The sequence below is a fragment of the Micromonospora sp. NPDC049903 genome, from assembly GCF_044460945.1.
Classification (GTDB): Bacteria; Actinomycetota; Actinomycetes; order Mycobacteriales; family Micromonosporaceae; genus Micromonospora.
On sequence record NZ_JBITKL010000027.1, the window covers coordinates 57,781 to 71,562 of the forward strand.

General features: G+C 73.4%; 13 protein-coding genes. 9 read left to right on the top strand and 4 right to left on the bottom strand.

Going from position 1 to position 13,782, the window contains the following annotated elements; genetic code table 11:
- Positions 1-27: 27 nt before the first annotated feature.
- A complete protein-coding gene (locus tag ACIBO1_RS27725) occupies positions 28-342 on the top strand; it encodes a WhiB family transcriptional regulator (RefSeq protein ID WP_350698672.1) in 315 nt (104 codons plus the stop codon).
- A 9-nt stretch (positions 343-351) separates the two neighbouring features.
- On the opposite strand, the gene ACIBO1_RS27730 is transcribed toward ACIBO1_RS27725, so the two are convergent.
- From ACIBO1_RS27730 to ACIBO1_RS27740, 3 genes are read right to left on the bottom strand one after another with little or no spacing between them, the layout of a single operon-like run.
- Positions 352-1,503, bottom strand: a complete 1,152-nt coding sequence (locus ACIBO1_RS27730; protein WP_396751494.1) for an ArsA family ATPase — start codon at positions 1,501-1,503, stop codon at positions 352-354.
- 53 nt (positions 1,504-1,556) lie between these two features.
- On the bottom strand, positions 1,557-2,534 hold the full coding sequence (locus ACIBO1_RS27735; protein WP_396751496.1) for an ArsA-related P-loop ATPase: 978 nt from the start codon (positions 2,532-2,534) through the stop codon (positions 1,557-1,559).
- 26 nt (positions 2,535-2,560) lie between these two features.
- Positions 2,561-3,154 carry a hypothetical protein gene (locus ACIBO1_RS27740; protein ID WP_396751498.1) on the bottom strand — a complete coding sequence of 198 codons (594 nt, stop codon included), beginning with the start codon at positions 3,152-3,154 and terminating at the stop codon, positions 2,561-2,563.
- 326 nt (positions 3,155-3,480) lie between these two features.
- Here ACIBO1_RS27740 and ACIBO1_RS27745 point away from each other — a divergent pair, with 326 nt between their 5' ends.
- From ACIBO1_RS27745 to ACIBO1_RS27775, 7 genes are all read left to right on the top strand, one after another.
- A complete protein-coding gene (locus ACIBO1_RS27745) occupies positions 3,481-3,957 on the top strand; it encodes a hypothetical protein (protein WP_396751500.1) in 477 nt (158 codons plus the stop codon).
- Positions 3,958-4,019: 62 nt separating this feature from the next.
- Positions 4,020-4,175, top strand: a complete 156-nt coding sequence (locus tag ACIBO1_RS27750; protein ID WP_013736319.1) for a DUF4177 domain-containing protein — start codon at positions 4,020-4,022, stop codon at positions 4,173-4,175.
- Between the two features lie 4 nt (positions 4,176-4,179).
- On the top strand, positions 4,180-4,641 hold the full coding sequence (locus ACIBO1_RS27755; protein ID WP_396751502.1) for a RidA family protein: 462 nt from the start codon (positions 4,180-4,182) through the stop codon (positions 4,639-4,641).
- A gap of 117 nt (positions 4,642-4,758) precedes the next feature.
- On the top strand, positions 4,759-5,583 hold the full coding sequence (locus ACIBO1_RS27760; protein ID WP_396751504.1) for an MBL fold metallo-hydrolase: 825 nt from the start codon (positions 4,759-4,761) through the stop codon (positions 5,581-5,583).
- Entirely contained in the window at positions 5,580-9,197 is a 3,618-nt protein-coding gene (locus tag ACIBO1_RS27765; protein WP_396751506.1) for an adenylate/guanylate cyclase domain-containing protein, read from the top strand. Before ACIBO1_RS27760 ends, ACIBO1_RS27765 begins: the two co-directional genes overlap by 4 nt.
- 144 nt (positions 9,198-9,341) lie before the next feature.
- On the top strand, positions 9,342-9,785 hold the full coding sequence (locus ACIBO1_RS27770) for a hypothetical protein (protein WP_350698659.1): 444 nt from the start codon (positions 9,342-9,344) through the stop codon (positions 9,783-9,785).
- Between the two features lie 31 nt (positions 9,786-9,816).
- On the top strand, positions 9,817-11,289 hold the full coding sequence (locus ACIBO1_RS27775) for a serine/threonine-protein kinase (RefSeq protein WP_396751508.1): 1,473 nt from the start codon (positions 9,817-9,819) through the stop codon (positions 11,287-11,289).
- A 6-nt stretch (positions 11,290-11,295) separates the two neighbouring features.
- On the opposite strand, the gene ACIBO1_RS27780 is transcribed toward ACIBO1_RS27775, so the two are convergent.
- Positions 11,296-11,592, bottom strand: coding sequence for a hypothetical protein (locus tag ACIBO1_RS27780; protein ID WP_396751510.1), 297 nt, complete (start codon positions 11,590-11,592; stop codon positions 11,296-11,298).
- A 256-nt stretch (positions 11,593-11,848) separates the two neighbouring features.
- On the opposite strand from ACIBO1_RS27780, the gene ACIBO1_RS27785 reads away from it, so the two are divergent.
- Positions 11,849-13,651: an alpha/beta hydrolase gene (locus ACIBO1_RS27785; RefSeq protein WP_396751512.1), complete on the top strand. Its 1,803-nt coding sequence runs from the start codon at positions 11,849-11,851 to the stop codon at positions 13,649-13,651.
- Positions 13,652-13,782: the final 131 nt, after the last annotated feature.

Genomic DNA, 13,782 nt, shown 5'->3' on the forward strand with positions numbered 1-13,782 from the left:
TAGTACTGCAAGGGGGGACGAGTACAGATGGGCATGATCACTGACTGGCCGTCGTTGGCGGCGTGTCAGAACGGGGACCCGGACGCGTTGTTCGTACAGGGCGCCGAACAGAACGTGGCCAAACGGATCTGCCGGAGTTGCCCAGTCCGCTACGAGTGCCTGGCCGACGCGTTGGACAACCGGATCGAGTTCGGTGTCTGGGGTGGCATGACCGAACGCGAACGCCGGGCGTTGCTGCGCCGGCACCCGCAGGTGACGAGCTGGCGCAAGATGTTCGAGGCGGCGATGAAGAAGAACGCCAAGGACAAGGCCGGCAAGGACAAGATTCTCGCCACCACCTGACCGGCGCGGTCAGGAGCGGCCGATTGCCGCCCCGATCGTCCGCAGCCCGTCGACGTCGTGCACGTCGGCGGGCTGTGCCGTCACCGACACGGCCGGCACCTGCGGGAACGCCTCGGTGAACCGCGCCGCCACCCGCTGCTCGCGTACCGCCTGCTCGGCCAGGGCCGCGTGGGCGCGCAACACCTCGACGACGCCCTCGTGGCCCCCGGTCGAGGCCAGCCGGTCGGCGGCGGCCCGGCTGGCCGACGCGTCCAACCCGGTGTCGGCCGGACGGTGCACCCGGTTGAGCACCAGACCGGCCAGCGGCATGTTCTCCTCCCGCAGCCGCCCGGCGAAGTAGGCGGCCTCCCGGACCGCGTCCGGTTCCGGGGCCGCGACCAGCAGGAATGCCGTCTCACTCGCCTGAAGGATGCGGTACGTCTGCTCCGCCCGCTGTCGGAACCCGCCGAACATCGAGTCGAGCGCGGCCACGAAGCCGGACAGGTCCGTCAGCAACTGCGCGCCGAGGATCTTCTGGACCACCCGGGAGAACATCCCGAACGAGGCGGTGACCAGGCTGAACATGCTGCGCCCGCCGGTCCGTGCCGGGGCCAGCAGGAGCCGCAGCATCCGCCCGTCGAGGAACCGGGACAGCCGTGCCGGCGCGTCCAGGAAGTCCAGCGCCGACCGCGACGGCGGGGTGTCCACCACGATCAGGTCCCAGTCGCCGCGCGCGTGCAACTGACCCAGCTTCTCCATCGCCATGTACTCCTGCGTACCGGCGAAGGTGGAACTCATCGCCTGGTAGAAGGGGTTGGCGAAGATCTCGGACGCCTTCGTCGGGTCGGTGTGCGCGAGCACCACGTCGTCGAAGGTGCGCTTCATGTCGAGCATCATGGCGTGCAACTCGCCGCCGCTGTCCTCGACGTCGATCCCCTTGACCTGCCGGGGCGTGTTGTCCAGCTCGGTCAGGCCGAGCGACTGTGCCAGTCGCCGAGCCGGGTCGATGGTGAGCACCACCGTACGGCGACCGTGTCGCTCGGCCGAACGGAGCGCGAGCGCGGCGGCTGTGGTCGTTTTACCCACCCCGCCCGCACCGCAGCAGACCACGATCCGTACGCCGGGATCGGCCAGGATCCGGTCGACGTCCAGCGGCGGCGCGGCGTTGTCGGAAGGCACCAATCGAGCGTATCGGCCCGACCCGGTCCGCGCGGCGGGCCGAGGTCAGGTGTGAGTCAATCGCCCCGCACCAGGGCGGCGGCGAGCACGTCCAGGCCGGCGCGGTCCACCCCGTCGGGCAGCAGCGGCAGCTCCACCAGGGGCACGTCGAGTTCCGCCAGGTCGGCGCGGAGCGAGTCCTCCAGCTCCCGGCGGACGGCCTGGTCCCGTGCCTCGTCGCGCAGCCCGGCGAGGGTCCGCCGGTCGGCGGGCAACCCGGCGGCGCGCAGCCCCCGCGCAAGCTCCGCCTCGGTGACCATGCGTCCCGCCGGCAGCGGCGGCCGGGTCCCGTTGACGATCACCCGGCCCACCCCGAACCCGAGCGAGGCCAGCTCGGCGATGGCGTCGACGGTCTCCTGGACCGGCATCTCCTCCAACAGCGTCACCACGTGCACCGCGGTCATCGGCGACCGCAGCAGCACCGAGACCCCCTCGCTCTGGGTCTTGATCGGGCCGACCTTGGCCAGCCGGGCGGTTTCCGCGGTCACGTTCAGGAAGCGGGCGATCCGGCCCGTCGGCGGGGCGTCCAGCACCACCGCGTCGTACAGCCGCCGTTGCTCGACCCGGCGGGTGGTGGCCTCCTTGACCTTGCCGGTGAGCAGCACGTCGCGCAGGCCGGGGGCGATGGTGGTGGCGAAGTCGATCGCGCCGAGCTTGCGTAGCGCCCGCCCGGCAGCACCCAGCTTGTAGAACATGTCCAGGTACTCCAGCAGCGCCTCCTCGGCGTCCACCGCGAGTGCCCACACCTCGCCGCCGTCCGCCGCGTCGGCCAGGTGTCGCTCCGCGTACGGCAGCGGGTCGGTGCCGAAGAGCTGGGCGATGCCCTGACGCCCCTCCACCTCGACCAGCAGCGTGCGCCGCCCACCGGCGGCCAGGGCCAGGGCCAGGGCGGCGGCCACGCTGGTCTTGCCCGTGCCGCCCTTGCCGGTCACCACGTGCAGGCGGGCGGGCCACTCCGTACCGGCCCGGTCGGCCGGGCGCTGCGCTGCTCCCACCGGCCGAGCCTATCCAGCCGGTCGACTCAGGCGACCTCGCAGACCCACCAGCCGCTCTTCCGGATCACCGTGAAGCGCAGGTCCTGATCGGCGATCTTCTCGTCGGCGGTGGTCACCGTCACGGTGGTGGTGACGGTGGCCCGGTCCCCGGTCTCGTTGTCCACCTTCGGGGTGTCCCAGCGGAACCGGGGGGTCTGGTGCGCCGCCACGTACTCCTCGACCTCGGCGACCTTCGCCCGGATCTTGTCCTGGTCGCGTGCGCCGGTGCAGACCAGCCGGGCCGCCTTGGCCGCGTCCCGCTCCTGGTAGACCGCGGTGAGGAAGTCGTCGACCGCGACCGACGGATCCTGGGCGCCCTCGCCGGACTCGGCGTTGCGCACGGTCAGGAACGCCACCACACCGCCGCCGGCACAGAGCAGCAGCACCACGGCCAGGGCGATCGAGGCCACCAGGGCACCGCCCCGTCTGCGGGACGGCGCGGTCGGCGGCGGGTACGGCGGATAGCCGCCGGGCGACGCCGCAGCCGGTCCCGGACCGGCCGGCGAGGAGGGGGCGACCGGTGGGCCGGCCGGCAGCGGGTCGGTGGGGCCGGTCGGGCCGCCAGCGGGTGGCTGGGTCATCGCGTACCCCCGGGTGCGGCGCACCGCCGCGCGACGGCGACGGGCGTGGGATGGGGCGGCCGGGCCGGGCGCCCGTCCAGACGGGAAGGGTAGCGGTCCATCGGTGGGGTGCGGGGGTCCCGGTGTCACCTGTGCGGGCGGCGCGATCAGTTTCCTGCTGGTGAGGTGTCGCAAATGTGACGAAAGACCGATGGGCGTGCGCGTCCTGTTGATGGGACCGCCACGGCGGCCCTACCGTCGCTCCGGCACGCCCTGACTGGGCTGGCCGCAGCGGTGCCGGACCGGCCGGCGGCGCCGTGACCAGGTACGACGCCCGGAGGCAGTGCATGCGCGACATCGACAACACCCCCCGAGCCCAGTTCTCCGCCGGAGGCCGGCGGGGCAGCCGGACGGCTGGCGGCGAATCCTCCGGCCGGCTTCCGGTCAACGAGCGGTCGTACCGGCGTACCGCCGACCCGGTCGGCATGGTCGAGCCGGCCGGCGGGCGGGACGACGAGGTTCCCGGCTACGTCATCCACCTGCCCGTCCGGGTGGCCGACCTGGCCGCCGCGACCGCGTTGGCCGCCCGGGTGGCGACCTCGCTGAACTTCCTGCCCGAGCTGGACGCCGGGGAGACCGAGGTGTCGACCGCCGACGACCAGAACAACCGGCACCAGGTCTTCTGCGACCTGCTGCTGCCCGACCGCAGCCGGTGCCCCCAGCCGTACGACCACAAGGGCCTCTGCGGGGACGTGTCGATCGCCCCCGAGCAGCGTCCCGCCGCAGAGCAGTGGCCGACCTCGGAGCAGCGTCCCGCGTCCTGACCGGCCGGCGGACCGTAGGCTGTGCCCCGAAGTGTCCATGCCACCGAGGGAGCTCTCCACCGATGCAGAAGTGGGAATACGCCACGGTCCCGCTGCTGGTCCACGCGACCAAGCAGATCCTCGACAACTGGGGTGAGGACGGCTGGGAACTGGTCTCCGTCGTACCCGGGCCGAACCCGGAGCAGCTCGTCGCCTACCTCAAGCGCCCGAAGGCGTGAGGCCGTGAGCAACGGACCGCACGCAAAGTTGGCGGAACTCGGGCTGGAGCTGCCGGAGGTGGTGCCGCCGGTGGCGAGCTACGTCCCGGCGGTGCAGTCCGGCCAGCACGTGTACGTCTCCGGGCAGCTCCCGATGGCCGAGGGCAAGCTGCTGGCCACCGGCAAGGTCGGCGCCGGTGTCTCCGCCGAACAGGCCAAGCAGCTCGCCGAGCGGTGCGCCCTCAACGCGCTCGCCGCGATCGACTCGCTGGTCGGCCTGGAGAACGTCGTCAAGATCGTCAAGTTGACCGGTTTCGTGGCGAGCGCGCCCGGCTTCACCGGTCAGCCCGGTGTCATCAACGGCGCGTCCGACCTGTTCGGCGCGGTGTTCGGCGAAGCCGGTCGGCACGCCCGGTCGGCCGTCGGTGTGGCCGAGCTGCCGCTCGACGCGCCGGTCGAGGTCGAGGTCATCGTCGAGGTCGCCTGACCCGACGTCACCGTGATCTTGCGGTTCCGCGTGGACGAAGGCCCCTAACGAGGGCGAATCGGGGAGCGGAACCGCAAGATCGCGGAGCTGCGTCCCCGGGGTCGTACGATCGCAGCCATGGGAGGGCATGTGACGGGGGCGGTGACCGCCCTCGCCAGCGAGCTGCCGGAATGGGTGACGCTGCTGCGGGCACCCAACCCGGGGCCGATGACGCTGGACGGCACCAACACCTGGCTGCTGCGCGCACCGGGCGCGGAGTTCGGGGTGGTGGTCGATCCGGGACCGGCCGACGAGGCACACCTGGCCGCGATAGCGGAGTGGGGGCCGGTCGGCCTGGTGCTGATCACCCACGGGCATCCGGACCACACCGAGGGCTCGCCGCGCCTACGTGACCTGCTCGGCGGGGCACCGGTACGCGCCGCCGACCCGGCGCACAGCATCGGCGGACCAGCGCTCGACGACGCCGGTGACGTGGACGGGCACGGGCTGGACATCCGGCTCGTACCCACCCCCGGGCACACCGCCGACTCGGTCTGTTTCCTGGTCGAGCACGGCGGGCGGCAGGTGGTGCTGACCGGCGACACCATCCTGGGACGGGGCACCACCGTGGTCGCCCACCCGGACGGCCACCTCGGTGACTACCTGGCCAGCCTGGAACTGCTCGCGACGTACCGGGGGATTCCGGCGTTGCCGGGCCACGGGCCGGCACTTGCCGACTGCGGTGCCGCCGCCGACTTCTACCTGGCCCACCGGCGGGCCCGGCTGGACCAGGTCCGGGCGGCGTGCGACGGCGGGGCGCGGACCCCGGCCGAGGTGGTCGCCGTGGTGTACGCCGACGTGGACCGGTCGCTGTGGTGGGCGGCGGAGTGGTCCGTGCGCGCCCAACTCGAATACCTGGGCCGGGAATCCGAAGGTGACGCCGCGAGGTTGGACCGACCGTGACCTGCCCGGTGTGCGGAACCGTCGCGGTGCCCGGCGCCCGGTTCTGCCACAACTGCGGCGCGGCGCTGCCGGCCGCCGCCACCCTGCCCGCCACCGAGCGTCGGGTGGTCACCGTGCTCTTCGGCGACCTATCCGACTTCACCTCGTGGTCCGAGGACCTCGACCCGGAACGCGTCGGCGCGGTCACCGACCGGGTGCTGGCCGCCCTCGCCGGCGCGGTGAAGACCTTCGGCGGGCACGTCGACAAGCTCACCGGTGACGGGATCATGGCGGTCTTCGGCGCCCCGGTCGCGCACGAGGACGACGCCGAACGCGCTGTCCGGGCCGCCCTGTCGATGCAGCGGGCGGTCCGCCGGGTGCTCGACGACGAGCGCGGCGGTGGCGCGCCGCTGGGGCTGCGGGTCGGGCTGAACACCGGTGACGTGATCGCCGGCATCCAGGCCGCCATCGAGTACACCGTCATCGGCGACACCGTGAACACCGCCGCGCGGTTGGCCGACGCCGCCGCCGTCGGCGCGGTCTACGCCGGGGCGCGGACCGCGGCGGCCACCCGGCACGTCGCCAGTTGGCGTGCGCTGCGACCGTTGCGGCTCAAGGGCAAGCGCGAGCCGGTCGAGGCGTACGAGCTGCTCGGTCTGCTGGACGCGCCGGGCACCCGCTCCGGCCTCGGCGACGAGGCGCCCTTCGTGGGCCGGGAGACCGAGATCGGCCGGGTCGCCGGTCGGCTGGCCGAGGTGATCGACCGGGGCGAGACCCGGGTGCTGCTGATGACCGCCGAGGCGGGCATCGGCAAGTCCCGGTTCGCCGCCGAGGTGGAGCGCCTGGCCGCCGGCTACGACGTGGGCGCCGGACGGTACGCGGCGCACACCGGCGCCCGGGTCCTCTCGGTACGCTGCGCCGCGTTCGGTGAGCGCCGTCGGCTGGCACCCCTGGCCGACCTGGTACGCGCCGCCGCCGGCCTGCCCAACGACACGGCCACCGCAGTCACCCGGGCGGCCGTCGAGGAGCGGCTGCGCCGACTCGGGCAGCGCCTCAGCCGCTCCCGCACCGCGCCCGCCCCGGTCGCCGTCGACCAGTTGCTGGCCCTGCTCGGGTACGCCGAACTGCCCGCCGCCGCCCACACCGACCAGAGCGAGTGGACCGGCACCCAACCGCCACCCGACGCCGAGGCGGTGCCCAACGCGGTGGCCGACCTGCTCAGCGCGCTCGCCGAGGAGGCGCCGCTGATGGTGGTGGTGGACGACCTGCACGACGCCACCGCGGAGACCATCGGCGCGCTCGAGGTCACCCTGTCCCGGCTCGACGGGCCGGTGCTGGTGCTGCTGCTCGGGCGGCCTGAGCTGGTGCGTACCGCAGGCACCCTGGCCCGGGTCGCGGACGCCGAGGTGCAGCCGTTGCCGCCGCTGCGCGGCGCCGACGCGTCTCGCCTGCTCACCAGCTACCTCGGTGGCGGGCGACTGACGCAGGCCGACGCCGACCGGCTGCTCGCCACCGCCCAGGGCAACCCGTTCTATCTGGCCGAGTTGGTCACCCTGCTGATGGAGCGCGGCGCGCTGACCGCCGGGGCGCGCAACGACTGGCGGCTGGCACCCGGCTCGCTCGGCAGTCGGCTGCTCTCCCGCGACCTCGCGGCCGTGCTCGCGGCCCGGATCGACGCGCTGCCCGCTGAGGCCCGTTCCGTGCTGCGGGACGCCGCGGTGGTCGGGGACACGGTGCCCGACGGTGCGTTGCAGGCGCTGCGCGAGCAGCGGGCCGGACGCGACGGCCGACCGGCCGCAGTGGCCGCGCTGGAACTGGACCGGGCTGTGGAGGAGCTGCTGCAACGCCGCATGCTGCACCGCACCCGCACCGGGTACGCCTTCGCCACCCCGCTGATGCGGGAGGCCGCGTACGCCGGGATCAGCAAGGCGGAGCTGGCCGAGCGGCACGCCGCGCTGGCCCGGTGGGCGAGCCCGGCGGCCAGCGTCAGCAGCGGCCTAGGCGGCCCCGACCTGGCCGCGACCGGCACCACGGCCGGTCCGAGCGGCTTCACCGAGGCGGTCCGGGACGACTTCGTGGCGCAGCACGTCGAGCGGGCCACCGCGTTGGCCGACGCGGTCACGTTGCGTCCGGACGCGCCGGCCCGGGCGGTCGCCCCGCTGGGCGTCGCCGCGCTCGGCCGGGCCACCCGACGCGCCCTGCACGAGGGCGAGCCGGCCCTCGCCGTCGAGTACGCCGAACGCGCCGCCGAACTGGCCCGCGTCGACGGCGTACCGGCTTCCGACCGGGTGGTGCACGCGCGGGCGCTGCTCCAGGTCGGCCGGGTGGTCGACGCGCTGGCGTCGGCCGAGAAGATCGCCGCCAACGCCGGGGACCAGGCGACCACCCGGGTCAGCGCGCTGCTGCTCGCCGGGCAGGCCCAGCAGGCGATGGGTGACCTGCGGCGGGCCGAGACCTGCTGGCGGGAGGCGTTGCAGGTGGCCTCCGACGCGGACCTGCCGAGCCTGCGGGCGTCGGCGATGCGTCGGCTGGGCATGGCCGACTTCCTGGCCGGCCGACTCGGCGAGGCGAGCAGCCGGTTGGCCGCCGCCTACCAGGTCAGCCTGGCGGTGCAGGACCGTCGAGGTCAGGCGTGGTCGTTGCAGAACCTGGCCTGGGTGACCACCACCCGGGGCGACTTCGCGGGTACGGACGCGGTGCTCGGCCGGGCCGCCCGACTCTTCGCCGAGCTCAAGGACCCGTACGGGCGGGCGTGGCTGCGGGGCACCACCGCCTTCGCCCGGCTGCTGGCGGGTCGGCTGAGCGAGGCGCGTCGGCTGGCCCGGATCTTCCTGCCCTTCGGGGAGCGGGTCGGCGAGGCGTGGGCGGTGGGCACGCTGCGGGCGGTCGACGCGTACGCCAACGCGGAGCTGGGCGAGCTGCTGGACGCGGACCGGGAGGCCCGGCGGGCGTACCGCGAGTTCGCCGCCGCCTCCGACGAGTGGGGGCAGGGTTTCGCGCTCGTCGTCCGGGGTGTGGTGGCGCGTGGCCTGGGCGAGCCGGAACACGCCGCCGACCTGCTCACCGACGCGCTGGAGTACGCCGGCCGGACGGCTCATCCGCTGCTCACCGGCATGGCCGGCACGCTGCGCGGCTTCGTGGCGCTGGACATGGGCGACGTGGACGGCGCCGAGCGGTACGCGCGGACGGTGCTGACCAGTGTGGAGCCGCACAACCCGCAGGCACCCGCACAGGTGGGGCCCCGGGTGCTGCTGGCGACGGCCCGGCTGGCGGCCGGCGACTCCGGCACCGCGGTCGGACTGCTCGCCCCGGTGGCCACCGCCGCCGCCACCTCGCCGTCGCTGTTGTTCTCCCGTCGGCAGTCGATGGCGCGTTACGCCTCGGCGCTGCTCGCACACGGGCAGTGTGAGCAGGCGTTGGACTGGGCCCGCCGGGCGGCGGCCACACCGGCCGAGGACGTCCGCAGCCAGGTGGTCGCCGCCCGGGTACGCGCCGAGGCGTTGGCCGCCTGCGGCCGTCCGGCGGAGGCGTTGACCAGCGCCGAGGAGGCGGTCCGGCTGTCGTACGCCACCGAGCAGCGCAGCGAGCGCGCCGACGCCGAGGCGCTGTACACCCGGCTGCGCGACGCGCGCTGAGCCGCGCCGCCGGCCTGTCGACATGGTGCGGTCCGGCCGGTTCTGTCGGTTCCGGTGATGTCGTCTGTCTGGGTCGACCGCTACCGTGCACGGTGCACGCGGCGGTCAACATGGGCGGTCGTGCCGTCAAGGGGGAGGGCTCAGATGAGGCTGCCGCGCTCGGTCGCTGGCTGGACGATCGCGGTGTTCGGCGTGTTGGCGCTGGTGATGGGCGCGGTCGGGCTGCTCTGGCCGGAGGCGATGCTCGGGATGCTCGGCTTCGAGATCCCGGCCACCCGGGCGCCCGGCGACTACACGGGCGTGTTCGTGACCGCCTCGTCGATGGCCTCGTTCAACATGGGGGTCTACTACCTGCTCGCCACCGCCACCGAGTGGCGGGCGTTCTACCGCTTCACCGTGGTGTTCCGGTTGGTCACGTTCACCGTGTTCACCCTCGCGGTGCTGGCCGACGTGGCGCCCGGCCGGTTCTTCGGCGTGGCGGCGTGGGAGGGCGTGGGCGCTCTGGCCACCGCCGCCGGCCTCTGGTGGGACTCCCGGCGCAGTGCGGAAACCTCGCCGGAGCGGTCGCCCGCCGATGCGGTTCACTGAGTCGCCGGTCCAGTTGGGTATTTTCGGAACCGTGACCGACACCCCGCCCGGCGCCCTGCCGACGCCCATCGTGCCTGGTCTGACTGATTTGCAGGTCTTTGCCCGGGGAGGCTACGCGACCGTCTACCGGGCCACCCAGATCTCGGTGGACCGCGAGGTCGCGGTCAAGGTCGAGAACCGCACGCTCGCCAGCGACCGGGACCAGGCCCGCTTCCTGCGCGAGGCGCGGGCGGCCGGTCGGATGTCGTCGCACCCGCACGTGGTCGACCTGTTCGACGTGGGGGTCACCATCGACCAGCACCCCTACCTGATCATGGAGCTCTGCGACGGGTCGTACGCCGAACGGATGCGTACCTCGCCGTTGGGCGCCGCGGAGGCGCGGGACCTCGGCATCAAGATCGCTGACGCGCTCGCCCACTCGCACGCGGCCGGGGTGCTGCACCGCGACGTCAAGCCGGCCAACATCCTCTATTCGCACTTCAACACCGCGGTGCTGGCCGACTTCGGGTTGGCCGTGGTCGCCGAGATGCGCGACGCCACGGTCGCCCTGGAGGTGCTCACCCCGGCGTACGCCCCGCCGGAGATGTTCAGCCACAGCCCGCCCTCACCGGCGGTGGACGTCTACGCGCTCTGCGCCACGCTCTACGCGGTGATGCACGGCCGGCCGCCACGCTGGCAGACCGAACGCAACCCGAGCCTGGTCACCGTGCTGGAGATGTTCCACCAGCCGATCCCCGGCATCCCCGGCATCCCGGAGGAGCTGGTCGACGTGCTCCGCGCCGGGATGGCCAACGATCCGGCGGACCGCCCCTCCGTCGTGCAGTTGCACGACATGCTGGTCGGCCTGCAACTGGAGGGTGCCGGCCCGCCGAGCCCGCCGATCGGCCTGCTCGGCGGCGGACACCACGGCGGCTTCCGGGGCCCGGGTACGCCACCCGACGCCGGGGCCACCGGCACCTCCACCGAGCGCAGCCGGGGACGGCGCTGGTTCCTGGGCGCCACCGGCGTGGTCGCGCTGGCCGCCTCCGCGGGTGTGGGCGCCTGGGCCGCCGGAGGACTCTCGTCAGGTCAGCCCACCGGTCCGACCCGGCCGATCACCACCGGTGTGCACCGTCCGGGCTGCGCCACCCTGCCCGAGGCGTTGCCGGAGGGCGCCCGGTGCGCGGAGGAGCTGGAGTGTTTCGGCCCGGTGCAGGTACGCGCCCAGCGGGCCGAGGCCAGCCAGGTGCCCTGCGACACCCGGCACACCTGGGAGAGCTACGCCGAGGGGGAGTTGCCCCGTACGCTGCTCGACGCCGACCACGACGAGATCGTGTCGGATCCGGCCGTTCGCAAGATCTGCAACACGGAGACGTTCCGCCTGGTCAGCGGCATCGACAAGCCCACCGGGTGGAATCTGGAGGTGCTGCCGCCGGCCGACGCGCAGACCGACACCACCTACCGCTGCCTGGCCGGGCGAGGTCTGGACGGGCTGGCGTCCCCCACCCTCACCGGCGGCGGCTGAGCGAGGTCAGTGGCTCGCGTCGCGGCGGTAGCGGTCGCGCATCGCCCGGACGGCTTCCCGGTCGCCCAACGTCTCCAGGGTGTCCGCGTCGATGCCGGGTGCCTGGACCATCGGATGGACCGGTGGGGTCGGCGGCGGCGGGTCGGCCGGACGGGCCTGCCGGGCGGCGGTGACCGCCACCCCGGTGACGATGGCGAGCAGGACGCAGCCCAGGGCCATCGCGACCCCCAGCAGATCCTGCCGGGGCTCGACGGCCAGTGCCACCAGCAGCCACAGTGATCCGAGTGCAGCGACCACTGCCACGGTGCGCGCGTCAGGTCCGGGGAGGCGTCTCACGCGTCCAGAATGTCGGAGATTGCCGATCTGTCAACAGCAGCCGGTCGAGCACCTGCGTAACACCTGATAACTCCAGCTTACGGGATGCGGGAATCATGACGTTGACGCCTGCATTGTCGGACATGTTGCTGTTCACCGGACCGCATTCATCGCCCGACGTCTCTAGAGTGGCGGGGGTCGAGTCCGACTCGACGTGTCCCGTATCCCACCGGAAGGCGTCCACATGCCACGACCAATCCGGAACCTCGCCGCCGCAGGGCTCGTCGGCGCGCTCCTCTCCGGAGCGGCGGTCGTACCCGCCAGCGCCGCACCCACCACGATCGGCGGGGGCATCGCCACGGTCTCCCACCGCACCAGTCCGCTGGAGCGGCTGCGGGTCGACCGCGTGCCCACGCCCAAGCTGGACTGGTACAAGTGCTACGACTACGCCGAGTGCGCCACCGTCGACCTGCCGCTGGACTACGACCAGCCGAAGGGCGAGACGACCGAGATCGCGGTGCTGCGGGTCAAGGCACGGGACCAGAAGCGCAAGATCGGCAGCCTCTTCGTGAACCCGGGCGGCCCGGGCGGTTCGAGCACCAGCTTCGCCCTCGCCGCGCCGTACGTCTTCGGTGACGACGTGCTCGACCGGTTCGACATCGTCGGCGTCGACCCGCGTGGGGTGGGCGCCGGCGAGCAGCTCCGGTGCTTCCGGTCGGTCAAGGACCAGACCCGGGCGTACGAGGGGGCGAACGTCGCCTTCCCGTACACCAAGGCCGAGGAGAAGGCGTACGTCGCCGCCGCGATCAGGATCGGCAAGGGCTGTTCGACCACCGGCAAGCCGCTCAGCGGCGCGATGTCGACCGCCGAGGTCGCCCGCGACATGGACGTGCTGCGACGGGCGGTCGGCGACAAGTTGCTGTCCTACGTGGGCTTCAGCTACGGCAGCGTGCTCGGGCAGTACTACGCGAACATGTTCCCCGACCGGGTGCGCGCCGTGGCGATCGACGGTGTGCTGGACCCGACCGCGTGGTTGGGTGCCGGCGTCGCCGGCAACCTGGGCCAGGAGGACCGGATGCGCAGTGCGCAGGGCGCGTACCTGGCGCTCCGCGAGATCCTCAAGCGTTGCAAGACCGCCGGTGTGGACGCGTGCCCGTTGGCCTCCGGTGACCCGGCCGCCCTGTTCGAGCTGGTGGCGAAGCGACTCAAGGCCAAGCCACTGGTGCTGGAGGACCCGGACCTGGGCGAGTACACCTTCACCTACGCCGACTTCGTCGCCATCATCGCGGGCTCCCTGTACGGCCCGTACGGCTACATGGACGTCGCCTACCTCACCGAGGAGCTGCTGGTCCTGACCGACCCGTCGGCGGCCGGCGCGGCCCGTACGCAGGCACGCACCTCGCTGCTCCAGCGGGCCGAGAGGGCGCGGGAGGAAGTCCGCGCCTACGACTTCCCGTACGAGAACGGGCTGGAGACCTTCCTCGGGGTGGACTGCACCGACGCGAACCACCCGAAGGACGCCGCCTCCTGGGCGGCCCGGGCCGCGAAGGCCGACAAGCGCGATCCGTACTTCGGCCGGTACTGGACCTGGATCACCGCGCCCTGTGCCCGAAACACCTGGACGGTGCGGGACGAGGACCGCTTCACCGGCCCGTTCGACCGGCGGACCGTCAACCCGGTCCTGGTCGTCGGCAACTACTGGGACCCGGCGACCAACTACCACAGTGCCGTCGCCTCCGCCAAGCTGCTGCCGAACAGCCGACTGCTGTCCAGCGACAACTGGGGCCACACCGCGTACGGCACGTCGGCCTGTGCGACCGGTGCCATCGACGCGTACCTGCTGCGGTTGACGCTGCCGAAGAAGGGCACCGTCTGCCACGGCGACATCCAGCCGTTCGAGGAGCTGCCGGAGTCGGCGGCAGCCGTCCGGGTCGACACCTCCAAGGAGGACCTGGCGGCCAAGGGTGCGCCGCGCCGTGGTGCGCCCAAGCAGCTCCCGCCGGTGGTCGTGCCGATGCCGGGAATCGGCGCGCTGACGGTGCGCTGAGGTCGCGACACACCCTCCGGGGGGGGGGGGGGGGGGGGGGGGGGGGGGGCGCCCGCCCCGCGGGGGGCGGGGGGGCCCCCCCCCCCCCCCCGGCCGGGGGCGCGGCGGCCCGCCCCGCGCGCGCGGGCGCC